This window comes from Natronolimnobius sp. AArcel1 (genome assembly GCF_011043775.1).
Taxonomy (GTDB): Archaea; Halobacteriota; Halobacteria; order Halobacteriales; family Natrialbaceae; genus Natronolimnobius.
Genome location: NZ_JAAKXY010000001.1, coordinates 615,244 through 638,849, shown reverse-complemented (window position 1 = coordinate 638,849; position 23,606 = coordinate 615,244). Strand labels below are relative to the sequence as shown.

General features: G+C 58.6%; 24 protein-coding genes. 13 read left to right on the top strand and 11 right to left on the bottom strand.

Annotation, left to right across the window (positions count from 1 at the left end; genetic code table 11):
- Positions 1 to 40 precede the first annotated feature (40 nt).
- Positions 41 to 2,416 (bottom strand): carboxypeptidase regulatory-like domain-containing protein, encoded by a 2,376-nt coding sequence (locus tag G6M89_RS03065; RefSeq protein WP_165160321.1) that lies wholly within the window; start codon positions 2,414 to 2,416, stop codon positions 41 to 43.
- A gap of 376 nt (positions 2,417 to 2,792) precedes the next feature.
- Positions 2,793 to 3,392 (bottom strand): hypothetical protein, encoded by a 600-nt coding sequence (locus tag G6M89_RS03060; RefSeq protein ID WP_165160320.1) that lies wholly within the window; start codon positions 3,390 to 3,392, stop codon positions 2,793 to 2,795.
- Positions 3,393 to 3,586: 194 nt separating this feature from the next.
- Between G6M89_RS03060 and G6M89_RS03055 the strand changes: the two genes are divergently transcribed.
- Positions 3,587 to 4,663: a hypothetical protein gene (locus tag G6M89_RS03055; RefSeq protein ID WP_165160319.1), complete on the top strand. Its 1,077-nt coding sequence runs from the start codon at positions 3,587 to 3,589 to the stop codon at positions 4,661 to 4,663.
- Positions 4,664 to 4,888: 225 nt separating this feature from the next.
- Here G6M89_RS03055 and G6M89_RS03050 read toward each other — a convergent pair whose 3' ends face one another.
- Both G6M89_RS03050 and G6M89_RS03045 read right to left on the bottom strand, forming a co-directional pair.
- Positions 4,889 to 5,293, bottom strand: coding sequence for a hypothetical protein (locus G6M89_RS03050; RefSeq protein ID WP_206335417.1), 405 nt, complete (start codon positions 5,291 to 5,293; stop codon positions 4,889 to 4,891).
- A 173-nt stretch (positions 5,294 to 5,466) separates the two neighbouring features.
- A complete protein-coding gene (locus tag G6M89_RS03045; RefSeq protein ID WP_165160318.1) occupies positions 5,467 to 6,045 on the bottom strand; it encodes a hypothetical protein in 579 nt (192 codons plus the stop codon).
- 125 nt (positions 6,046 to 6,170) lie between these two features.
- Between G6M89_RS03045 and G6M89_RS03040 the strand changes: the two genes are divergently transcribed.
- The 3 genes from G6M89_RS03040 (at position 6,171) to G6M89_RS03030 (ending at position 7,940) form a co-directional block, all read left to right on the top strand.
- Positions 6,171 to 6,545, top strand: a complete 375-nt coding sequence (locus G6M89_RS03040) for a translation initiation factor IF-5A (protein ID WP_165160317.1) — start codon at positions 6,171 to 6,173, stop codon at positions 6,543 to 6,545.
- On the top strand, positions 6,545 to 7,411 hold the full coding sequence (speB, locus tag G6M89_RS03035) for an agmatinase (RefSeq protein WP_165160316.1): 867 nt from the start codon (positions 6,545 to 6,547) through the stop codon (positions 7,409 to 7,411). Before G6M89_RS03040 ends, speB begins: the two co-directional genes overlap by 1 nt.
- 172 nt (positions 7,412 to 7,583) lie before the next feature.
- A complete protein-coding gene (locus G6M89_RS03030) occupies positions 7,584 to 7,940 on the top strand; it encodes a hypothetical protein (RefSeq protein ID WP_165160315.1) in 357 nt (118 codons plus the stop codon).
- 45 nt (positions 7,941 to 7,985) lie between these two features.
- Here the strand turns inward: G6M89_RS03030 and G6M89_RS03025 are convergent, their stop codons facing one another.
- A complete protein-coding gene (locus tag G6M89_RS03025; RefSeq protein WP_165160314.1) occupies positions 7,986 to 8,912 on the bottom strand; it encodes an acetamidase/formamidase family protein in 927 nt (308 codons plus the stop codon).
- 139 nt (positions 8,913 to 9,051) lie between these two features.
- On the opposite strand from G6M89_RS03025, the gene G6M89_RS03020 reads away from it, so the two are divergent.
- The 4 genes from G6M89_RS03020 to G6M89_RS03005 all read left to right on the top strand — a co-directional run bounded on the left by G6M89_RS03020 (position 9,052) and on the right by G6M89_RS03005 (position 13,752).
- The gene (locus G6M89_RS03020; RefSeq protein WP_165160522.1) at positions 9,052 to 9,819 is read left to right on the top strand and encodes a Nif3-like dinuclear metal center hexameric protein; all 768 of its coding nucleotides are present in this window, start codon (positions 9,052 to 9,054) and stop codon (positions 9,817 to 9,819) included.
- A gap of 766 nt (positions 9,820 to 10,585) precedes the next feature.
- Positions 10,586 to 11,875 (top strand): hypothetical protein, encoded by a 1,290-nt coding sequence (locus G6M89_RS03015; protein ID WP_165160313.1) that lies wholly within the window; start codon positions 10,586 to 10,588, stop codon positions 11,873 to 11,875.
- A 149-nt stretch (positions 11,876 to 12,024) separates the two neighbouring features.
- On the top strand, positions 12,025 to 13,065 hold the full coding sequence (locus tag G6M89_RS03010; RefSeq protein ID WP_165160312.1) for a deoxyhypusine synthase: 1,041 nt from the start codon (positions 12,025 to 12,027) through the stop codon (positions 13,063 to 13,065).
- A gap of 84 nt (positions 13,066 to 13,149) precedes the next feature.
- Positions 13,150 to 13,752 carry an HAD family hydrolase gene (locus G6M89_RS03005; RefSeq protein ID WP_165160311.1) on the top strand — a complete coding sequence of 201 codons (603 nt, stop codon included), beginning with the start codon at positions 13,150 to 13,152 and terminating at the stop codon, positions 13,750 to 13,752.
- A gap of 15 nt (positions 13,753 to 13,767) precedes the next feature.
- Here G6M89_RS03005 and G6M89_RS03000 read toward each other — a convergent pair whose 3' ends face one another.
- Entirely contained in the window at positions 13,768 to 14,151 is a 384-nt protein-coding gene (locus tag G6M89_RS03000) for a pyridoxamine 5'-phosphate oxidase family protein (protein WP_165160310.1), read from the bottom strand.
- Positions 14,152 to 14,216: 65 nt separating this feature from the next.
- Entirely contained in the window at positions 14,217 to 14,927 is a 711-nt protein-coding gene (locus tag G6M89_RS02995; protein WP_165160309.1) for a glycosyltransferase family 2 protein, read from the bottom strand.
- Positions 14,928 to 15,223: 296 nt separating this feature from the next.
- Here G6M89_RS02995 and G6M89_RS02990 point away from each other — a divergent pair, with 296 nt between their 5' ends.
- The 3 genes from G6M89_RS02990 to G6M89_RS02980 all read left to right on the top strand — a co-directional run bounded on the left by G6M89_RS02990 (position 15,224) and on the right by G6M89_RS02980 (position 17,828).
- On the top strand, positions 15,224 to 15,460 hold the full coding sequence (locus G6M89_RS02990; RefSeq protein ID WP_165160308.1) for a hypothetical protein: 237 nt from the start codon (positions 15,224 to 15,226) through the stop codon (positions 15,458 to 15,460).
- Between the two features lie 234 nt (positions 15,461 to 15,694).
- Positions 15,695 to 16,735, top strand: coding sequence for a hypothetical protein (locus tag G6M89_RS02985; RefSeq protein WP_165160307.1), 1,041 nt, complete (start codon positions 15,695 to 15,697; stop codon positions 16,733 to 16,735).
- A gap of 217 nt (positions 16,736 to 16,952) precedes the next feature.
- Positions 16,953 to 17,828, top strand: coding sequence for a M48 family metalloprotease (locus G6M89_RS02980; RefSeq protein ID WP_165160306.1), 876 nt, complete (start codon positions 16,953 to 16,955; stop codon positions 17,826 to 17,828).
- Between the two features lie 37 nt (positions 17,829 to 17,865).
- Here G6M89_RS02980 and G6M89_RS02975 read toward each other — a convergent pair whose 3' ends face one another.
- Positions 17,866 to 18,327, bottom strand: a complete 462-nt coding sequence (locus tag G6M89_RS02975) for a DUF4385 family protein (protein WP_343162619.1) — start codon at positions 18,325 to 18,327, stop codon at positions 17,866 to 17,868.
- A 306-nt stretch (positions 18,328 to 18,633) separates the two neighbouring features.
- Between G6M89_RS02975 and G6M89_RS02970 the strand changes: the two genes are divergently transcribed.
- Together G6M89_RS02970 and G6M89_RS02965 are read left to right on the top strand one after the other, a co-directional pair.
- Positions 18,634 to 19,659: an LLM class flavin-dependent oxidoreductase gene (locus G6M89_RS02970; RefSeq protein WP_165160305.1), complete on the top strand. Its 1,026-nt coding sequence runs from the start codon at positions 18,634 to 18,636 to the stop codon at positions 19,657 to 19,659.
- Between the two features lie 64 nt (positions 19,660 to 19,723).
- Complete coding sequence (locus tag G6M89_RS02965) at positions 19,724 to 20,002, top strand: hypothetical protein (RefSeq protein ID WP_165160304.1); 279 nt, start codon at positions 19,724 to 19,726, stop codon at positions 20,000 to 20,002.
- A gap of 4 nt (positions 20,003 to 20,006) precedes the next feature.
- Here the strand turns inward: G6M89_RS02965 and G6M89_RS02960 are convergent, their stop codons facing one another.
- The 3 genes from G6M89_RS02960 to G6M89_RS02950 form a co-directional block, all read right to left on the bottom strand.
- On the bottom strand, positions 20,007 to 20,777 hold the full coding sequence (locus G6M89_RS02960) for an ABC transporter permease (RefSeq protein ID WP_165160303.1): 771 nt from the start codon (positions 20,775 to 20,777) through the stop codon (positions 20,007 to 20,009).
- Positions 20,774 to 21,787: an ATP-binding cassette domain-containing protein gene (locus G6M89_RS02955; RefSeq protein WP_165160302.1), complete on the bottom strand. Its 1,014-nt coding sequence runs from the start codon at positions 21,785 to 21,787 to the stop codon at positions 20,774 to 20,776. Before G6M89_RS02955 ends, G6M89_RS02960 begins: the two co-directional genes overlap by 4 nt.
- Before the next feature lie 72 nt (positions 21,788 to 21,859).
- Positions 21,860 to 23,191, bottom strand: coding sequence for a metallophosphoesterase (locus G6M89_RS02950; protein ID WP_165160301.1), 1,332 nt, complete (start codon positions 23,189 to 23,191; stop codon positions 21,860 to 21,862).
- Positions 23,192 to 23,606: the final 415 nt, after the last annotated feature.

The following is a 23,606-nucleotide window of genomic DNA, read 5'->3' as shown; positions in this document are numbered from 1 at the left end:
TTCGGTTTCAAGTGTAATTCTGAATAACGGGACCGAGACCCTAGCTACTGATAGTGACGGTCGTCGTTTCGTCCATCTCCACTGTGGCCGATTCAGTCGATTCGACTGCCTCAGCAGCAATCTCGTAGGTCCCAGAGCTGACAGTCGTTTTGTAGCTCCCGTCGTCGTCAGACATCACCGTGTCGGCGACGGCTCCAGTTTCCGCGTCTCTGATTTCAACCTCCGTCTCGAGTGGTGTTCCGTCAGCGTCCGTAACCGTTCCCTCGAGCGTGCCGGCGTCGATGACAATCGTTCCAGCCTCGTGTTCGCTCGTTTCAGTACTGATGGTGAGCAACGACTCACCAGTCGCGTTCTCGGGTATTTGTAGTGTCGCGAGGCCCGCCTCGGCTTTCGGCTCGAGCGTTACGGTTTTCGTCTCGAGGACAGTGCCGTCGAGTTCGAACGTGAGTGTCTCCGTCGTAGTTTCGTCCTGATGATTTTCGACCACGTACCCAACGTCGACCCAGTCACCGGGGGCTCGCTCGTCTTGATAGATGTCCGAGTGCATGATCGCGACCGAGTCTACGTCGAGGCTCCGCGAAATTCCCAGTTCGAAGCCGGGCGATATTGGATACGGATCAGCTTTCCTCGGTAAGTTCACCGAGTTGTGACCATCGGCTTCTATGGTGATGTAGTATGTCCCTCTCGGAACGATAGCCTCGTACGTGCCATCAGCGTCGGTTTGTACGGTTTTCGTGTCCGTTCCCGATCTGAGTGAAACGGTCGCATCCAGTGGCTCACCGAACTCGTCGGTGATCGTTCCGTAAATCGTGCCGTACGGGACGGTCACCGTCCCTGTGTCCTGTTCGTGGTCGTCAGTGCGAACCGTGAGTGCCTGGTCACCAGTTGCGTCGTCCGGAAGATCAACAGAGAGGATTAACAGCGACTGCTCGTTGCCCTCGAGTGTTACCTCCTCAGTCGCAGCGGTCTCATTGTCGAGTTCGAGCGTAACCGTTTGTGTTCCAGTTTCAGACCCGTAATTCTCGACGAGTACCTCGACATCGACGTTCGTTCCAGGATCGGGATCGGTAATGAGCGGAGTGCTCTCCGCCACGATGAACGTCGCGGGTCGAGGCGCGTCAGTTCCAAGCGTCGTGTCAAGCGTCGTCGTCTCGTCAGGCTCGAGTGTGACTGTTTCAGTTCTGTTTTCGAACGCGTCAATTTCGACTGTATGGGTCCCAGACCGAACTGTGAGTTCGTAGGTGCCGTCTTCGTCAGTGATTGCCGTCTGATCGCCGACGGAGACGACCGCATCGAAGATGGGGTCACCGTCGGTATCGGTGAGCGTCCCCTCGAGCGTGCTGTATGATTGTTGGAGCGTCACGTTCGTCGTCACTTGTTCGTGAGCATCGACAGTCACCGTCTCGGTGCTGTTGTCAAACGCAGGGGCATCCACTACCAGCGTGTGCTCGCCGGGACTGACTGGGAGCTCGTACGCTCCGGTTTCGTCAGTAGTTGTTCGTTCGTTACTGGCGCTCACCGTGGCGCCGTCAATAGCGGTTCCATCTGCGTCAGTGACGGTACCGACGAGTGTGCCAGTCCGTGGGTCCAGCGTGACTGTGGAGTCCGCGATTGTCCCTGGTCTGATGTTGACCGTTCCGAGGTCTGGATACTGTTGTGGGATATACCCAGTCGCGTCAACCTCGAGGACGTACTGTCCCTCTGGGACAAGTGCCTCATAGGTCCCGTTGTCGCTTGTTGTCAGGGTTTCGACCCGCTCATCGGAGCTTGCATCGATGATCTCGACAGTTGCAACGAGGGGAGAGCCATCCGCAGCTACCACGTCTCCGTGTACAGTCCCGTACGGGACCGTGACTGACCCAACGTATCGAACGTGGTCCGCTGTGGTGATTGTGAGTACGTCTGTTCCGGCTGCCTCGGCAGGGATGGTTCCAGAAAGCGTCCCCGTCATCTGTTCGCCTGCATCGAGTGAGTGCTGTTCACTCGCGAGTTGATAGTCTCCAAGCTCGAGGGTAACAGTTTGTGACCCAGCGGCGTCACCACGATTTTCAATGTGATAGGTGACGTCGAGACGTTCTCCGTGGTCTTGGGCCTCGGTTAGTTGTTCGGTGTCAGTGACGTAGAACGACTCCGAGTGAGAGTCAGTCGTCGCAGTTGTCGTCTCCGATTGGTTTGTCACTGTGTGCGGTGATGAGACCTCATCGACAGTCACACCGTCTATCCGTTCAGAATCGGCGGGGTCGGTCTCTGTGGACGTATTGTCCGAGATCGACGCCGTTGCTTCCGGCTGCGTTTCGTTATCCGGTTCGTTTATTACTGGCCCGGTATTGTCGAGGCCTGCCACACCGAGTGGCATCGCAATGAGCGATATAATCAAGATAGCTGTGAGCACTACTGCTTGCACTGTAGTTTTCATACTATTATATCATGAATACAATTATTTATAACTTGTTGGTGTATCAACTAGTACGGGACTTGAGGTGCCAATCGCCACTCGAGTGTTTAGATTCGCTGGAACGGTTCCGTTGAACCGGTGGCAGATGCACAACTTTTCTTGCTGCAGACAGTCACCACTGAACGCGTAGTGGGGACTCACTATGAGCGAAGTACGGAGCGAGCAGGCCGACAACCGCCTTGTCTCCTATTCGTGAGTACCCCAGATGCGAGCGCAATTGTAGTCATCCGGGAGTCCAGGCACAGCAACCGGTGCCATTATAGTAACAACTGAAACTGTTTACACACCAATCGCACAGTTGTCGTGCGATTGGGTGTGCACTGACTTTCAGTGGCTACTATAGTTCGATGTTGGCAGAACCGATGGCGACACGGGGGGAGTCATATGAATTCCACGCAGACGGTGGATAGTCCCAGACAAGCGTCTCCGAACGGGAATCTGTGTCGACGAAAATCTCATATTCACCGTATCCGGGAAAGGTTCGTCGCCATTGTGTGTCTTCGTCCGGGCCAAGCGCAACGGTCTCTATCTGTAGTGGATCAGTTGCGTTCTCACTAGCCACAGTTACCGTCACTGTGAGGTCATCTGCAGTCTCATTCGCGACGGTCAGGCTACGATAACTGCCTTCGTCCCGTTCGAACTGAAGGCGGCTGACATCGCCAGCACGTCCCACGTTTGAGTGATAGAGCGCATCTCCAGTGAACAACTCAGGCTCCGATTGTGTGATCGCACTCCACAGGAGTTCACCATCCGTTTCATACTCCCCAGTCTCGAGTGCACTATCGACCTCCTCGCGTGCTGCATCGGGCAGATCGCTGTACATGATGACTGGGGCCTCACAGACCTCATAGGTCTCACCAGCCAGTTGCGTCAAACACCCCGAGATACAGCCAATCGCTCCTCCCGCAACAAAAGTAAGCAACCGTCTTCGGTTCATGATGGTTCGCATTTTCCGTCACCAGATATACATGACGCTATCAATGTGTTCGGTTGTGTACGGCGCAACGTGACCCACGCCGGGTTTCGAGCCAGAGCAACCATTGCACATCAAATAACTCCTCCCACTACCACCAACTGAGCGTTCGCATTCGGTGAAACGTACTTCTGACTCGCCCGTGATGGGAGAGTACGATGTTCAATGAGATCGCCGAGTTGTCCCTCGAGATTGCATCCGTTTCGACCGACCGCCTCGAGCGTGAGACCTCGAGTGAGTTCACCCGTGTGACGACGGAAGTGACGCTTACCGGTCCCGCCGACAAATCGACTGACGACCGACTCGAGGGCGTTGGCGAGGACGTCACCTACGAAACCGAGGAACACGACGTGCTCGCTGAAACTGGCCTTCCCGATCTGACCGGTGAGTACACCCTCGAGTCGTTCGCTGGGACGCTCGACGACGTGGATCTCTTTCCCGCGGGTGCGCCCGACCGCGAAGTCTTTCGGAACTACCGGCGCTGGGCGCTCGAGAGCGCCGCCGTGGACCTTGCACTCCGACAGAACGATATAACGCTCGAGGACGCCCTCGGGCGCTCGCTCGAGTCGGTGCGATTCGTCACCAGCACCAGACTCGGCGACCCGCCGACAGCAGATCGACTCGAGCAACTGCACGCGCAGGTGCCCAACCTCGAGTTCAAACTCGATCCAACGCCAGAGTGGGACGACGCCGTCGTCGACTCGATTCAGGACGCTGTCGGCACTGACGCGATCACAATCCTCGATCTCAAGGGCCAGTACGAGGGCACCGACGTAGACGTCCCTGCAGATCCCGACCTCTACGAGCGCGTCCTCGAGGCGTTCCCTGAAGCCGTTATCGAGGATCCTGCGGTGACTGATGAGACTCGTCCGTTGCTCGAGGAGCCTGCAGTCCAACGTCGACTCTCCTGGGACGCACCGATCCACGGCATCGAGGACATCAAAGCGCTACCCTGGGAACCCGAGTGGCTGAACATCAAACCCTCGCGCTTTGGCTCGCTCGAGTCGCTCCTCGAGACGCTTTCGTACTGCGCCGAGCGGGAGATTACGATGTACGGTGGCGGCCAGTTCGAACTCGGTGTCGGCCGTGGTCAGTTACAGCTGCTGGCGTCGCTGTTCTATCCGGACACACCGAACGACGTCGCACCGGGCGCGTACAACGACCCTGACGTGAGCGATGGGTTGCCGGAGAGTCCACTCGAGGTGCCAGCGGAGCAGGTCGGCTTTCGCTGGTAACTGAATTCTCGAGGGTTATCACAGACTGGACAACCCCGTCAGTGGTTCTGGTCGACCAGTATCGTACTCGTGGGATCGCCGACTCGAGAGAACGGGACAACTACTGGCTCTGTTGAAACCCTCACTACCTGACAAGAGGGAGGTGCTAAATACAGAGGATGGGTGCAGTAAACCGATGTTGTTTATTACAAGCACCTTGATATAATTCATCCGCTCAGTAATCGTTCAAGGAGCCCACCTTCGTGTCAGAATTCCCCTTGAACGGATATCAAACGCCAGACCACCACTCTCATACTCGTCACCCGGATAGTAGTAGAAACTGTCTTGTTCTTTTAGACTGGTATTGTCCTCATAGAGGCTGTATTCTATAAGATACTGCTGTCGTTCAGCAACATCTTTACGAACCGTTGGTTCGTCTGGCTCAACATCGATCCGTCCTGAGAACACTCGGGCTTCGCTTCTGGAGAGGTCTCCATCCGTTCGTGAGAAAGCCATTTCGATTGTGTAGGGGTTCTCGGACTGGTTAAAGACGGTCACAGAGAGCATCGGGGAATCAGAGAACACCTTAGAACATCCAGCAAGCCCCGAACAGAGAGGAATCGTGCCCCAAACGAAGGTACGCCGTTTCATAGGGTATGTATATATACAATCAGTAAATACTTTCTGGAGAAAATAAGGAGCAAATATTCCTGTTTTGATTGACCGTTGCTATTGTTGATTAAATTTTGACTCGTGCCACATTCGGCTCTATATTCAGCACAATTGCTAAAACCCATCATTGATTGAGGGTTTCAACAAGGCCACTATGCTAACTCTCGACAGGGGCCCCAGAGGGTCGCCCGTTTCGCGTTTGGCTCGTCACTCTCGTCCTCGGAGGCAGCCTTGACGTCTCGGTGCAGTTCGAACGCCCGATACTCCTCTTCGGTGGCTACTCGCTGTGCGAACGCCGGCGGCACCGAGACGCGCCGACACTCGCCGTCGACGAGCAGGCCGCCAGGGCCGAACGTGAACTCGAGGTCGTAGCGCTCGACGCGTTCGTCACGTTCTTCGAGGATGGGCTGGATTGCCTCGAGGACGTCGACGACGTAGCCGAAGACAAGTTCCATCCCCGGTCTGTCGGCGGTCTCGAGGTCGATTCGGATCACCGGGATGATCGCCGGTGGCTCGTCGTCGGTGGTTTCGACCGCCCGCACCTGTGGTGGCGACTCGAGGTGGGTGCCCCGACCGGTCGGCATCAAGTCGGCGAGTCGAGCCTCGAGTGCGTCGACGCGACTGCGCTGGCCGCGCGTTCGCACGCGTTGGACGAGTTTGACGCCGACGACGACCGCGATTGCGACGACAATGCCGCCGAGTACTGGTGGAACGTCTCCGAAGACTGCCATCATTGTCACCCCCTTCGCAGGCCAGATAGTAGTGATTTCGCCGCTGGTCGGTCCCTGGTATCGCAGTACAGGCGTCCGGAGCGCATTCCAAACGGTTTATGCCCGTCGGTTGATTACCCCGGGACATGGCGAAACAGCAAACTGAAGTTCGCGATCTCCAGGAAGGCAGCTACGTCATGATCGACGATGCAGCGTGTAAGATCAACGGCTACTCGACCGCAAAGCCTGGCAAGCACGGCAGCGCCAAGGCCCGCGTCGAGGCCAAGGGCGTCTTCGACGGCAAGAAACGCTCGCTCTCCCAGCCCGTCGACGCGAAGATTTGGGTCCCAATCATCGAGCGCAAACAGGGACAAGTCGTTTCTGTCGACGGCAACGACATGCAGGTGATGGACCTCGAGACGTACGAGACGATCACGATGCGTATTCCTGAGGACAAAGATGTCTCCCCCGACGAGGACATCGAATACCTCGAGATGGAAGATCAGCGAAAGATCGTCTAATGTTTCCCGGGGCAACTGACGAACACGGAGCAGGCGACGCTGCCGGCCAGACGGCAGATTCGGTGGACGCGAACTTCGTGGTCGTCGGTGCGCCCCTGGACGTCTCGACGACCTTTCAGCCGGGGACCCGATTCGGGCCCCGTCGCATTCGAACCTTTTCGGAGCCGTTCGACGATTACGACTACCGGACGGACCAGCACTTTTCCAACCTCGGCGTCGTTGACCACGGCGACGTTCACGCGTGGAACGACGTCTCAGCGTATCTCGAGTGGCTCAAGGGAACGCTGCGAGATGCCGTCTGGGACGACGCCATCCCGCTCGTTCTGGGCGGCGAACATACCGTCTCGCTTGCGGGCGTCCGCGCCGTCGAACCGGAGGTGTTCGTCTGTCTCGACGCACATCTCGACCTGTACGACGCCTACGACGGCAACGAACTCTCTCATGCCGCGGTCACGCGCCGAATTCTCGAGGATGTCGATTCTGTCGAGGAGGTCGTCATCCTCGGTGCCCGAACAGGGAGCGAACTCGAGTGGGAGCGTGCCGATGCCGACGACGTGACCATCGTCTCACCGGAGACGGTCGCAGAGCCGTCGTTTACCGTCAGCGATGTCGTCGATCTCGAGGGCCGATCTGCCTATCTAAGCGTCGATATCGACGCCGCCGACCCAGGCTATGCACCCGGAACGGGGACAACGGAGCCGTTCGGTCTCGAGCCCCGCGAAATGCGCGAGATTGTCCGCGCGGTTGCTCCCCATGCGAGCGGGTTCGACGTGGTCGAAGTCAACGACCGCGACGACGGACAGGCAGCGTCACTGGCTGGCAAACTGCTGCGAGAATTCGTCTTTTCGGCCGCTTCGAGCCAGTAACCTCGAGTCACGCCCACTCTGCGGTCGCTACTTGTGAGTGGCTGGTCCACAGACTCAGCTTGGTCTCCCGGAGCCATCCCTGCTGATCATCGCGAACATAATACGTAATTGACGTGTAAAACCCTACTAGTTAGGGATAACAGTTGGGCCATTATACACCAATTCTCGGACCGTGACACAGCCGGACCTCTCCACACTGGATCGACTGGCGGCCCGAGCTATCGTCTCTCACCGTCACCGACGGACGCTCGTTTGTGTGCTCGAGCGGGGCGAACGCGTTTCCGTTGCGGAGGTCGCACGCAAGATTGCGACACACGAGCGATCCGAACGTGACCAACCACCCGAGCCATCGACGCGCCGACAGCTCACGGTCTCGCTCGTGCACAATCACCTGCCGCGACTGGACGAGCATGACGTCCTCAAGTACGATACGGACGCAAGTGAAGTCGTGCTTACGACGCCGATTACGAGCGAGAGTCCCGACGCTGTCTTCGAACGACTGCTCGAGCCAGCACTCGGGCAGGCCTAAGCCACAGTCAGGAACTCACGCTCTCAGAGACGTCCATGCCAACGCTTAGAACGGCGCCGACAGGGACGCCTTTGGAATCGCGTTCCGCACCGTCACCAGTGGGTCGACCACTTGACTGATCTCGAGGCCGCCAGTGAGACTCGAGAGCATGTACGCCTCGGTCTCATCAAGGTCGTGTGCAGCCGCCAGCAGCGCAATCGCATCACGGTTTGCGAGTTTGCAGGCCTCCTCGAGTGTCTCCGCGCTCGCAATAGGCTTCCAGGCGTCGTCGGTTTCGACCAGCGGCCGCTTGAGGTCGACCGCGGCGTCGTTACCGCCGATAACCTCGAGTGTCACGTCGATTTCGCAGGCGATTTCGGCACCCGTACCACACATTTCGCCGTCGGCCATCGCGGCCTTGCAGTCGCCCATCGCGAGCAGTGCGCCCTCCTGGAAGACGGGGAAGTAGACCGTGTTTCCTGCCGTGATATCCGTCGTGTCCAGATTCCCGCCGTGGTCGTGCGGAACGAGCGTCGTATACGACTCCGCATCGGGGGCGACACCAATCGTTCCGATAACGGGTTCAACAGGGACCTCGAGGTCGCCGAAGGCAATCGTCTGCTTGTCGTCGCCGCCACCCTCGACGGGCGTCATACGCGTCCGTGGCGCCTCAATCGCCTCGTCGCCATCGAGCAGGCCGAAGCCGTCGATAGTGACCACGCGACCGTGGTCCTCGGTGAGTCGAACCGCTTCGATCTCGACTCGCAGGATGTCTCCCGGCTTGGCGTCTGAAACAGCGATTGGCCCTGTCGCCGCGTTTACCTCCTCTGGGACCGACTCGAGGACGTCTGAATCGGACTGAACCGCGCCATCGAGACTGTCGCGAGTGTCAATCGTTAGCTGAGCGCCCGAGTCGACGGTCTCGAGTGCCTCGAGATCGGGTGTGAATTCGTAGATCGCACCGGCTTCGTGGCTCACAGTAGAACGTGCCATAGCGTTCTTTTTCTTGGGGTGCTGGTAAATTCCTCCCTCCCGGCGACTGTGGTGGGGTTCTGTGGCTCGTCTGCTATCGACTCAGCTCTGACCCGCACGCATCGAAAGCATACAAACCGTTCGAGGCCAAGGTATGGGTATGGATCTCGCGGAGTTCACCGCACAACTCAACGCGGAGTTGCACCATGCCGACTACGCCGATATCGATGCGAGCGCAAACGGCTTGCAGGTCGGCCCCGAGACGGGGTCGGTCGAGCACGTCGCGTTCGCCGTCGACGGCGCACAGGAGACGTTCGAGCGCGCGGCCGCCGCCGGCGCTGACGTGCTGGTTGTCCACCACGGCATCTCGTGGGGCGGCTTCGACCGCGTCACCGGCCGCACCTACGACCACGTCGACACGCTGCTCGAGAACGACCTCGCGCTGTACGCCTCTCATCTCCCACTCGACGGGCACCAGCAACTGGGCAACGCAGCAGGCGTTGCAGACGTTCTCGATCTCGAGGACCGCACACCCTTCGGCGAGCATGGTGGCGAATACATCGGCCAACGCGGCGTCGCCGCCGACAGCTATACTGCCACGCAACTGCGTGAACGCCTCGAGGACACCCTCGACACTGGCGGCGAGAACGTCCGCGTCCTCGACTTCGGTCCCGACGAACTCGAGGAAATCGCCATCGTCACCGGCAGCGGCACGGACTGGCTCGAGGAGGCAAAGGAAGCGGGTGTCGACGCGCTCGTGACGGGTGAGGGCAAACAGAAAGTCTACCACGCCGCCCAAGAGGCCGGAATCACCGTCGTACTGGCTGGTCACTACGCGACTGAGACCTTCGGCGTGCGCTCGCTGCAGGATCTGGTCACTGGTTGGGGCCTCGAGACGACGTACATTGACATCCCGACCGGTCTCTGAGACGGACTGCTATCCGTCAGTTTCGACTCCGGGCAAGCGCGAGCCCTGAGTGTCACTCTCTGCACCTTCGCTACGCGGTCGAAACCACCGTCTTACTCGAGAATCAGTAGCATACGCTGCGTCGATGGGCCAATTCCTGGCCTCCTCAATCGGGTATCGTTCACATTGTTCATGCCCGAGTTCGGACGCGAAGCCTCTTGGACGCACTCTCTCCAGTTTTCCGTGCGCTGTTGTACCAGTGAGAGAGGTTTGATTTCGACCCATTCAGTCCGGACTCTAAGGATGCGTTAGGGTACTGAAGACTCCGGCACTGGGATCGGTATCTACGGTGAACAACGCTTTTTTGTCACCACCTCCGAGCGTGTAAGTCCACACTGCCGTCGGTAGGACACTGCTGTCCCATGCCTGCGTGTACACACAACCTCGTTTCTCGATGGCCGACTCGAGTAGCGAACCCCTGTGTCAGTCGTCTCAAGCAGACGATGGCCCGATGCGTGCTCTGTATGGCCACCTTTCGATCCATATCCACAGACTTCCAGTGTGTCTGTTCGTCGAATGGTGGTCGTAGGCGCTACTAGTCGATGGTTTCGCTGTTGATTCACATCACTCTCGAGACGTTCATACTCATGACTCTCACGTCGCAGTGAGCGTTCAGGAAGTAGTAGTCTCGTGAGAAGGGTTAGTTCACTGATTACAAACCGTCCGTCTCGTGGAGTAGTCGATACTCACCGGGTCGGCGTGACCGCCGGCGGCCGGGAGCGAACCTATGACCGACGAACGTACTCTCTCAAGACGGGATAGCCTCAAAGGAATCGCAACGACTGGCGCACTCATCGGCGGTGCTGGCATCGGGCTAGGCACGGCAAGCGCACAGGAAACGGACGACCACGGCGTGGCGCAGGTCACGTTCCAGCAGTGTCACTCCCTGTACGTCCTCCTCGAGGACACGGACTCGCTGCCGACCAATGTGTGGATCCGCACGTACAACGCGGAACGTGAGCGCTTCGAGAACGTCGTGAAACCCATCACGGGCGCACACGTGACCCAGTTCCCGGCGATCTACGGCGACTACTACGTTGCCGAGTTCAATGTCTTCCAGTTCTACAACCGCACGCCGGATGACGGCGACGAGATCGTTTCGGTGACGGTTGGCGACGAGACGCTCGTCAACCCGAACGAGTGCAGTTCCGTTCCGAACGACGATTCGAACGACTACGACAACGGCAACGACCACAACGGCTACAAAAACGGCGACTACAAGAACGGCTACAAGGAAGGCGAACAGAAGAAACACGGCAAAAAATCCGATAAAAAGAAGGGCTACGGAAAGGGCGACTCGAAGGATAAGACCCACAAATACGACGAGAAGAAGCTCAAGGAAGCGTGTAAGTACGACAAGAAAGTCCACGAGAAGTGTGAATACGGGAAGAAAGGAGACAAAGGCAACGGGAAGGGCAAATACGACGACAAAAAAGGCAAAAACGGCGATGACAACGGCGATAACGGTGACAATGATGAGCCGGTCTCAATCGACCTCGACGATATCGAACTCATCCCTGAGTGTGTCGACACCGTCTTCGGACTGGCCCGATACCGTATCGAGAACGCCAATGATGCTCCAGTCGTCGTCGACTACGACGTCCACCTCTCTCCCGAGGAAGGCTCCATCGGCATCGAAGCCAACAGCGCGACCTACTTCGAAGTCGGCGCGACGACCTCCGACGGCGTTGCGACGGTCCAACTTCGCTACAACGACGCAGTCGTCGACAACATGCGTAGCAACACCGACGAAGAGTGCATCCCACGCGGGCGTATCCACCTGTTCGTCGACAGCGTCGACGCAGAAAACGACGAGGCAACGTTCTACATCATGAACTACAACGACATCCCGCGCAGCGTCACGGTGCGTATCGCTGGCACGGATGTCGAGGACATCGCAACCGTCGATCCGAACAGCTCTCTGTACTTCACAATCACCGTTCCTGATGGTGAGGCAACGGTCGAGTTGTACTACGAAGGTGAACTGCTCGACGCCGAAACTAGCGGTGCCGAGTAACCACACTCGAGCCTCGATTTCCGGGACGTAGTTCACGCGGATTTGCTCGGTTCTTTTCTCGATGACCGTTCAACCAGTCGCCTCGAGTCACGACTGAGATCGACACCGGAACCGCGGCGTTCAAACCGCTGGCTCGCGGACGGGCCGGTATGAGCGACCCGCACGATTCACACGAGTCAGACGAGCAGGAACGGGAGACGTTTTCCCACGACCCAATCGGCCACGCGGAAGTCCGTGCCGGGATGACGGTCGGCGAACTCGCGGACGAGTACGGTGCGGCCGGCGTCGGTGCAGCAGACCTCCACGAGGCAGTCCATATTACCGAGTCGATGTTCGATGACGATGTGACCGTTTTTTTCGGCCTCGCGGGTGCGATGGTGCCGACCGGGATGCGCCGCATCGTCTCTGATCTGATCCGTGAGGGTCATATTGACGTCCTCGTGACCACTGGGGCAAATCTCACCCACGACTCCATCGAAGCGATTGGCGGTAAGCACCACCATGGCGCGGTCCACGCCGAGGGAAAGACCGAGCGCGAACATGACGAAACTCTCCGCGATGAGGGCGTCGACCGCATCTACAACGTCTACCTCCCTCAGGAGTTCTTCGCCACCTTCGAGTCACACCTCCGAGACGAGGTGTTTCCAGTTCTCGAGGCCGAGTGCGAGGAGGAGGGTGCTGTCTCAATCCAACGGCTCACCGAGGAACTTGGGCGGGCAAACGCCGAGGTCAACGAGCGCGACGAGATCGACGAAGACGCTGGGATTGCTGCTGCGGCCTACGAGTCGGACGTGCCGATCTACTGCCCTGCCGTCCAGGACTCCGTCCTCGGCTTGCAGGCGTGGATGTACTCCCAGACCGGTCCGTTCACGCTCGACGCACTCGGCGACATGACCGCGCTGACCGACATCGCCTACTACGCCGACGAGGCGGGCGCGTTCGTCGTCGGCGGCGGCGTCCCCAAGAACTTCACGCTCCAGACGATGCTCGTCTCGCCCGACGCCTACGACTACGCCGTCCAACTGACGATGGACCCAAAACAGACCGGCGGCCTCTCCGGCGCGACGCTCGACGAAGCGCGCTCGTGGGGAAAACTCGAGAAAGACGCCGAAAACGTCTCCGTCTACGGTGATGCGACGATTACGTTCCCGCTTGTGGTGGCCGCGGCGCTCGAGCGACTCGAGGAGTGACCTGCCACGGCCAGCCACGGCGAGTCAATTCGAGCGCCCGCTGACTCCATGAACTGTTATAATCGCTGACGTGAGTGTCGGAGTATGGCAGCTATCGTGTTCGACCTCGACGGCACCGTGCTTCGGACGGAGCAGGCGTACCAAGACGTACTCGCAGACGCAATCGCGTCCGTTCGCGGTGACGTGCCTGACGCGTGGCTCGAGACCTACACGGAGTCGTTTTTCGAGTGTTTCGACGAGTGTGAGCCAGACCCGATCAGACGAACGTTCGCCAGAATCGACGGCTGTGACGATCCCGAACCGTACGCAACCGCCTTGCTCGAGGCCGAGATCGAGTCGTTTTCGCCACCGCCGGATGCTCGTCGCGTTCTCGAGCAGCTTTCAGCAGCAGATGCGCACGACCTTGGCGTGCTCACGAACGGCGTCCGCGACTGGCAACTGGCGAAACTCCGGGGCAACGACCTCGAGCGCTACTTCGATGCGGTCGTCACCTCGTACGACGTTGGGGCGCACAAACCCGACGAAGCACCGTATCGCGAACTCGAGACGCAGCTGCCGGCGGCCCAGTACGTGATGGTCGGAGACAGCGACAGCGATATCGAGGGCGCACAGGCTGCGGGCTGGGATGCGATCCGATACGATGGCGGGAGCTTCGATGACGTTCTGGACGAGAGTGACTACGTCTGACCGCACACGCCGGAATCAGTACGTCTGATAGCTGCTCGACCCAATCTCAATTCGAACGAGGGTATTCTCTTCGTAGGCGTTCGATCCCGCGCCGTACTTGTCGTTGATCCGCTCTCGAGCGGCGTCCCCTTCCTCGTCGTCTTCGATGATGGTGGCCGTCCCGAGCAGTGTGACCATCCACTTCGTCTGGCCGGCGTCGTCAGCCTGGACGGACAGCGACACGCGCGGATTTTCGCGGATATTCTCGAGTTTCCGACCAGTTGTGACGATTTCGACAACGCCGTCTGCGTAGCGATACCAGACTGGGGCGACGTGTGGCCGGCCATCGACGCAGGTTCCGAGATGGGCCATCAACGGCTCGCTCTCGAGGAGGTGTGCGGCTTCGGTGTCGACTGTCATAGTCGAGTTGGCGTTGTCGACGCGCAAAAAGTCCATCCTTGCCGTTCGTGTGTCGGAGCGGGGTGTTAGGCCCCGGCCTGCAGGCGCTTTCGATCCAGCCGAGCATAATGATACAACGTGCCGGTGAGGCCCTGCGTGGCGATGCGCCGGCCCGAGGACTCGACCAGCACGCCGGGATAGTAGCCGGTCGGATACGTACGTCCGAGCAGACGGCTAAAGGCCGTGTCCTCGTTGGCGACCGTCGGGAACCCACCGACCTCATCGAAGACACGCCGTTTGATCAGGAAGTTAAACCCCGGCAAAATTGGCTTCTCGAGGCGCGAAAAGATGTGATTGAGCGTTACCTCCATCAGTTTCGCTCGCACTGGGCCAGTCATCCGACAGTAGGAACTCGCGGCCGCGAGGTCGGTAGCCTCCGCATACCCGACGAGATCAGTCACGTAGTTCGGGCGTACTCGCGTATCAGCGTCGATAAATGCCAGCCAGTCGCCACTCGCGTGTCGGGCACCGTCGTTTCGCCCCTGGGCGATACTCGAGCCATCGCCCTCGAGCAGTCGAGCGTCGTACTCGCGTGCAATCGCGGGCGTCTGATCGCTCGAGTTCCCGTCGACGACGATCACCTCGTACTCGTAGGCCGTCTCGAGGGCGGTAAGGCTCGCAAGCGTTCCGCGGAGGTACGCAGCCTCGTTTCGAGCCGGGACGACGAAACTCACGTCGATCGGTGCGTCGGCGTCACCTGCGGCTGGTGTTTGACTCTCCCCAGAGTTCGGTCCCATGCTACTCGAGTGCTCATCGCTGGCGACCTTAGCGGTACGGGCTTCAGGTGCCACTCGAATCAGTGGTACTCGAGTGCGACTAACTCGAGTATCAATTCATGCAATGCTATGACACAGCACATTTCGAATTTTATAACATGAACTTTTATGATGAATGGCTCTGTAGCAGGTGGTACCGATGACACACCACTCGGCTGCCATGCTCGCTCTCGCTGTAGCTGCCCGTCTTCGATCACTCCTCGAGACCTCACGCACTGTGAGACGACCGTTCGACGACCCCTATACACGCAACTCCCATGAGTTCCAGCCCACACACCCAACCCCGAACTGACACCGACTTCGACGCGACACCAGACAGCGACACGACCGACCACGCCACGCCGACGTCCCCACCAACGCGTGAGGCCACCGGCACCCGATCTCCATCACGGTGTGTCCAAGCGATGTTCTCTCCGACCCAAACGGACCGCATTCAGAGTCTCATCGACGCGCACAACGCCGCTATTGTCTCATCCGGTACTCGAGACGACTGAAAAGGGCTCACCATAACCGTCTTGGGACAGTCGCTCGTAGCCTCGAGCGGCCGATGACGATTGCTCCGCTCTGAGCCGGACTCGGCACCCGGTCGTGATGAGCCCTATGAGTACCGAGGCCATCAGTACTCCAAAGCCGTCGATTTCCTCCGGCGTTGCCACATCGTAGTTCCCGTCTCCATTGGTATTCACCAATACGAAAACTATAGGTGGCGGACAGGTAATCTGCGTGTAATGTATCTCTATACACCGGACGAAATCGATAGAGAACGAGCCCACCATCAAGCAGTAATCCAGGGAACAGGTGATCTCGATGTGAAACGCATCGGCAACCTCGGTGAGTTGGCGTTCGAGCAGTTCTGCCGAGAGTATCTCCCTGTGGAGATGTGGAACTGGGAAAACGAAGAAGCAATTCGTCGCTGTAACCCAGAGAGCTTCTCCGGTCACGACTTCGAGGTCTTTGGCTACGAAATCGACGTCAAAACCTCGAGAGATGTCTCCGCATTTCGTCCTGCAAACCTTCTCGAGAACGACCCAGATGACGACATTATCGTCATGGTCTGGCACCGAGATAACGAAGATGCGCTTATCCTTCTTGGTTGGGAACGGACTGAAACACTCACATCGAAGGTCCACACGCAGGAGGCGTATTCGGGCCAGGAACCTGACAAACTCGCACACCTTGCTGCACGCCCGATGAACGAACTCCACGATTTAGGTCCAAATACAGCACACCTCAACCAGAAACCCGAAAATCCGTTTTCACCCGGTGAGCGGGTGATAAAGCGTGGAGACAATGATCCCTCAGTTGCAGTCGTCGTCGAGGTGTTACCACCGGAGAAAAATACGACCGCATACGGGCAGGAAATGGACGGCGAAGCCGTAAACGTCACATTCCCGAATCTGCTCGATGAAGGCCCTGGCAACTGGCGAGAAATTCACCCCGCGAAGCTCGCCTCGTACTGTGACGATCAGAACATCAAACTCTACACCTACAAACACACGAATCTCGAATACCCAGAGAACCCCTTCACACCGGGTGACTACGTCATCAAACCCGATTACGACGATCCGGATCTAGCGGTGGTTCTCGAGGCCACAGACAGTCGCGATGAGGCCCGAGACATCACAATTGCGTTCTGCAAGCATCTCGAAACGGAAGTGGATGAGTACACCGCTATCCGTCCAGCCGATCTCGAGTCACAGTGTGCTGAACTCGGTGTCAACTCCTACTCATATGAGTCTCACGAGCTCCGCTTCGAACACCAGTACTGAGCGATAGACTTCTTCAAAGTGGGATACGTTGCGACGGTCCGCCGATTTGGCACACTATTCTCGTTTACTGACAGACAGTGGCCTATACCCACAATTCACTGTGTAACGGCGACGAACCGGAGCCGGCGGTAGTCGGCAATCCATGTCCAACAGCGACGTTGAATCGGTGTCAGAAACAACTAGTTAGCTATATGTCCACACCAGTTGTTGTGTTCGTATGAACCGGCCGACTGACACTCGTCTCCTCGGACGGATGCTGTGTGCGCTCATCCTCACGCTCGCGGGCTATGGCGTGTTGCTTGGCGTCCTCTTTACGCTTGCACCCACGGGACTCGCACTCGTGATCTGTGCCGTCCTGGCGCTCGTCCTCATCGGCTGTGTCACGCAGGCTGATTACGTCGCCTACTGGGCAACGAACGCCGTCGCTATCGACCGCGAGCAGTATCCGCCGCTGTACGACACCACCGAGCGTCTCGCACGGCAAGCAGACATCCCGCGCCCGCCAGTCGCCGTTATCCCCGCCGACGAACCGAACGCGCTCTCGGCGGGAACCGGCTCGAGAACCGTCCTCTGTGTGACGACTGGCCTCCTCCAGACGCTCGAGGGGGACGAACTCGAGGCGGTACTCGCCCATGAACTCGCCCATCTGAAGAACAGCGACTCGGCGGTGATGACGATTGCCGGATTCCCGACGACGATTTCGATTATTGCGATCACGCTGGCGACTCGAGCCATGACGCCCGCAACGATGGTCGTCGGGTTCCCGTTCTGGATCGCTCTGTACGTCCTGTTCGTCGGCGTGCCGATCTATCTCGTCACGCTGCCGGGGACACTTGTGCTCTCGAGATATCGCGAGTACGCTGCTGACCGTGGTGCCGTCGCTATTACGGGCAAGCCGTTTGCACTCGCCAGCGCCCTCGCGACGTTACACTCGGCGTCCACGCCGCCGGACACCGATCTCCGCCGTGTTGCGGGGTTCAACGCCTTCTGTATCGTCCCTTCGCGGTCGCTACTTCCCACGGGTGCGACGCATCCACCGACGCACAAGCGAATCCAGCGCCTCCGCCAGCTTCAGACCGACACAGTGGAGTAGCGCCTCTCTGTTCTCTCGTCACATCCACGCAATCGTCTCACTCAGTACGATCACGATGTGCTGACTCGAGTTCCTGATAGCGGTCGTCATCTCGAACGAGCGAGAGCCAGACGTCATAGACGAGTGCAGCGTTGCGCTTTGTACTGTCTGCCCAAAAGAGAGGTTCTCGTTCCTGTCCGTTTTCGTACTTTTGTCCACCAGGGTATTTTGCGTACCGCATCGCTCGTGTGTATCCCATCTGGAGGTACTTTCGGGCCATATCCATCCCAACGAAGTCGTCATCGGCTTTGTACTGCTGAAACTGCCGGTAGATGGCTTCGCCACTCTCGTCTGCGGTTTCGTGATCGGCGTATCCCCACAGCGGGAGCAGTTCTGATTTGTAGGGTTGGACCTTGAACACGCCCTCCTCGCCACGGCCACTGTCGTATGCCTCGGGCGCTTCGCGGTAGTTGACGTCGTGTGCCACCTCATCTGTCTGATGTGGTGGGCGATCACTCACGCTCTTGCTCTCGCTCGAGGCCGAATCGTCGTCGGTCACGAGTGCAGTTCGTGCCGAGCGTGCTTCGTTTGAGGCCCGTCAGTTGCCACCTGTACTAGCACGTTGCTTTCGCACTGACTGTCAAGATTGACAAATTCCATTGTATATTAAATAGCTAGTACTAAGTCTGTTCTGCATGGACCTGCTTTCGATTGTCGCTACCCACCTTTGATACTGCCACAGCATACGCTCGCTTGACTCGAGACTGTAGAATCGGCCTCGAGGCGGGAGAATAACGATTATACGACGGCGTTCCCAACCGTTTCCATGGACGTTTCTATCGTCGATCTCGCGCCTGTTCCGGCGGGTGGGTCCGCGACCGATGCCTACGAGAATACGGTCGAACTCGCGCAACTGGCCGAGAAACACGGCTACGCGAGATACTGGCTCGCTGAGCACCACGCGCTGGGTGACTCAATCGCCAGCACGACGCCAGAAGTCCTCATCGGCCACCTCGCGGCCGAAACGTCGTCCATCCGAATCGGGTCGGGGACGATCCTGCTCAATCACTACAGTTCATTCAAGGTCGCCGAGACGTTCAGCACGCTCGACGGACTGGCTCCGGATCGGGTTGATCTCGGTCTCGGGCGGGCAACGGGTGTCCCAGCGGCCGACCGCGCACTCGGCACTGACCGTCGCAAAGAGGACCCCGACGGCGACCACGCCGAGAAAATCGAAGAAACCGCTCGCTATCTTTACGACGGCTTTCCCAGTACCGACCCCGCTGCCGAACTCCAACTCGCCCGAAGCGAGGACGGCGTCCCCGAAATCTGGGTCCTCGGCTCGAGTCCCTCGAGTGCGAAAATCGCGGGCGAACTCGGGTTGCGCTACTGTTTTGCGGCGTTTATCCGACCGACGCTCGCTGAGCGCGCTTTCGCGGTGTATCGCGAGAACTTCGAGCCATCCGCGTTCGGCGCTGGCCCCGACGAGCCAACAGGCATGCTCGCGGTCAACGTCGCCTGTGGCGAAACCGACGAGGAGGCCGCACGGCTTCGCGCCACTGCAGAGGCCTCCTACCAGCGAATGCGCCAGGGTGTCGTTGGTTCGTTGCCGCCCGTTGAGGAGGCAATCGACGAACTCGGTGGGGTTCCCGACCCGACACCGAACCCGCTTCCCGAGGACCGCTGGCCACGCTCGATTTCGGGCAGTCCGGACACGATTGGCGACCTGCTCGAGCAACTGACTGACCGCGTCGGCGTCGACGAGGTCATTGTCCAGAATCTCATCGCGGACCACGACGACGTCCTGCGCTCACACGAGTTGCTCGCTGAGGGGATTGGACTCGAGGGCTGATCGTCTCTGGTGTCTACTGTATCGACCACCGAGCTATTTCGGGCCGGTCGGTGACTGGCCCTGTATGGACAATGAAGACGCGGTTCAAGTCTGGCTCGTTGAACGGACGTACTCGGACGACGAGCAGAACCTGATTATTCTGACCTACGCGACGCCTGATGGATCACAGTACTTTCGCAAAGAGCGAGCACTCACGTCGTCTGCTGACGTTCGAGAGACGACCGCTGCTGTCGATGCCGACCCTGCAAATCTCGGACGCGTCGATGAGCCAGCACTGCGAGAGCAGTACGCCACTGAGGCACGACGGATGGCTGCTGAACACGAGCCGGATGATGCGATTTGAGCGGTCAGACGGCTTCAACGCGTTCGAAGAGGTACGCGCCAAGTGCGACCATTGCGAGCGATGAGAGGGAGAGAATGCCGGCGTTGAACAGGACAGGGAACATCGACTCCTGAATTAACACCGCGCGGAGTCCGTCGACGCCGTAGGTCAGCGGGTTCACGTAGGCGAGATACTGGACGGGGCCAGGAAGGCCGTCGATCGGAAACAGCGCGCCCGAGAGGAAAAACAGCGGGAAGATGATGAACTGGACGATCAGCATGAATCCCTCACTGTCTCGAAACTGCGAGGCGAGTGCGATGCCAAAGCCGACGAACGTCACCGCAATCAGGACGAGAAAGCCAAACGCCAGTGGCAGCGAGAAGAGACTCGCAAACCGAAACCCAAGGGGAACCGAGAACACGAGGATGAGAATACCCTGTAAGAACGCGGTTGTGGACCCGCCAGCGATACGCCCGAGGACGATTGAGGTCCGGCTGATCGGTGCAACCAGAATCTCCTTGAGGAAGCCGACATCCCGATCAGAGAGAATCGAGAGGCCAGCAAAGGAGGCACCGAACATCATGGTAAAGCCGACGATTCCAGGCACGAGATACTGAATGTAGTCGATGTCGTCGGCAAGTCCCGGCAGCGCTGCATCCTCGAAGCCGTAGCCAAGAAAGACGAGAAAGAGCAACGGCATCGCGAGCGCGCCTGCGATTCGCGACGGCGTCCGCAGGAAGCGCTTGATATCCCGTAGCCACAGCCCGTAGATGCCAAGTGGGTCGATACGGTTCATTGAACCTCCTCTGGCGACTCGAGCGGTTGCTCTTTTCCAGAGGCGCTATCGCCTGATGGTGCCCCTACGGCGTCGCGTTCGTCGAACGTACTGCCCGTCACCGAGAGGAACACGCTCTCGAGGTTGGGTTTTCGAAGGTCAATTGAGGAGAGTTGCACGTCAGCCGCGTCTGCGAGACGAACGAGATCAGCGATGCGCGACTCGGCGGTATCGAGTGTGACATGGATCACACCGTCGTTGTCGGCGTACTCGGCAACCCACGGCTCGCGCTCGAGGCGGGTGCACAACGGCGTCGTCTCGCCGTCGACCTCGAGGGTGACGACGTCGCCACCGAGTGTGGCTTTGAGCGCAGCGGGTTCGTCGAGGGCAGCGATGTGGCCGTCGTCGATGATCGCGACGCGATCACAGAGGTGTTCTGCTTCCTCAATGTAGTGGGTCGTCAACACGATCGAAATCCCGGATTCGTCGTTCATTTGCTGGATGTACTCCCAGGTGTCGCGCCGCGAGCGCGCATCCAGCCCGACGGTTGGTTCGTCGAGAAACAGCACCGATGGCTCGTGCATCAAACCCCGTCCGATCTCGAGGCGGCGTTTCATTCCACCGGAGTAGTTCTCGACGAGGTCGTCTCGCTCATCGGTGAGGTCGACTAACTCGAGGATCTCGTCGATGCGCTGTTCGCGTTCGGCCTTTCGCTGGCCGTACATTCGGGCGTGAAGTGCCAGATTCTCGGCACCGGTCAATTCCTCGTCGAGTGCGGGTTCCTGAAAGACGATTCCGATACTGTCGCGGACGGCTCCACGCTCGTCGTGGATGTCGTGGCCGTCGACCGTCGCGGTTCCGGCCGTCGGCTGGAGGAGAGTGACGAGCATCTTGATCAACGTGGATTTGCCCGCGCCGTTCGGGCCGAGCAGTCCGAATAACTCACCGGATTCGACGGCAAACGAGAGCTCACGCACCGCAGTGACGTCGCCGAACTCCTTGGTGAGTCCGTCGACAGAAATCGCAGTCATCGCTCACAGATAGTTTCAGCAGACCAATCAATGTTTGCATCAAGAGACGACTCTCACGGCGACTGGGTGGTCTCAGTGCTCTGGTTGTTGTCTTTCGGCAACTGCATCCTCGAGGACGGTTCCCTCGGGGAGTTCGGGGTTTGGCGTGCGGCCGAGTGTCAACAGCCGTTCGGTGAGTGTGAGTTCCTCGCCGCTTGGGCTTGGTTTTTCGATGGCCTGGTGGTCGACGGTGATGTCGCCATCAACCGCGGCGATCCGGACGGTACAGAGCTGATAGGACGGATAGAAAACGGGCGGCAGCAGCCCAGTAACGCCATCCCGTCGGTGGAGTCGCTTCAGCCATGTGCCGGAGTTGACAAGGGCTCTGCCATCGACCTGTCGAAGTTCCGGTCGGTGTGTATGGCCGTAACAGAAGACGGCAGTGTCCGGGCGCTGCTCGAAGACGTTTCGGGCAGCCGTCTCGTACGGCGTTGCTGGGTCGACCGTCAGATCGGTCTCGAGGATGCCGAACCGATTGATCGTCCGCTTGATGTCCCGTCGCAAGAAGTAGACGGGGACTCCGACGAGCAACAGCAACCCGGCGACAGCGATGTTAACAGCGAGTAAGTACCAGACCGCGGTGCCAGCGATGCCAAACTGGCCAAGAAATGCGGTCGCGTCATCGACGGGTTCTGACCAGATGCCTGCGAGATCGAGCCCTGCGAAAATTGCGAGAATCGCACTGATGTTGAACAACAGCAAGAACGGCACCAGCGCATACCGCAATAACGGGTTCATCTCGCGATAGAAGTACTTCGAAGCCAGCCAGATCGGCATCCATTCGGTCGGGGTCACCGCTTGGACGTCTTTGAGCCAGTTGTACCGGCCGCGATCGGAGACGCGTCCAGCACGACTCGTCACGAGCGTATTGTAATAGTACCCAAGCGGCGACGCGTGCGGGCTTCCCCAGTCTTCGATTCGGTTGTTTGGGTCCTGCTGGTTCCCGTGCTCGAAGTGGATCACCCGGTCACCGAGTGGACGGGTCGTCGACTGCTCCTGGACGAGGTCGACGTTGTACGCCGCAAACCGATCCACGTATGCATCGTACGCTGCCAGTTCGTGATCGTGGTTGCCCGGCAAGAGCGTAATCGGAATCTGCTCGCCCGTTGCCCGCAACTGCTCGAAGAGTTCTGGATACGTCTCCTCGAGCAGATCGAACTTTTCGATGCCATCGGTGTGGGTGATCTCCCACAGCCCGAACGCGTCGCCGTTGATCACTAACTCAGCGTTCTCGTCTGTCGTTTCGAGCCGTTCGAGAAACGCGAGTAACTCCTCGCGAAACGGTAGTTCCTCGAGTTGTTCATCGCCACCGATGTGCAGATCGCTGATGACGTAGTAGACACGATCGTCGCCGGTGTCGGCCATTAGCCACGCGTTGACCCGTTCGGTGAAAAAGTTTGAGTTTTCGTGTGAGGACCGATGTATTGCCGCCTCTAGATACCTTGACACCACTTATTCCGACCTTCATATATACCACTTGAGCAAGTTTGTCTCGAGTCGTTATTTGTCTTTGAATCACTGTCGTTGACATGCGCCACTGAATCTGTGTGTAGAGAAACTGTGTTATAGATCTTCATCCACTCTCTGACCAAACTCGATTCACTATCAACCAACTATCTGCTCTGTGATGGCCTCCGGGAACGACTTCTCGAGTACGTTACACTCGAATCATAGCGTTGCTGTTACGATGATGGTGAGTATGTCGGCCAGTAGTGCTCAGCCCGTTGTTGCCCATCGGTTTCAGGATGACGATAGATTGATTAGTGTCCCAGCAGATCAT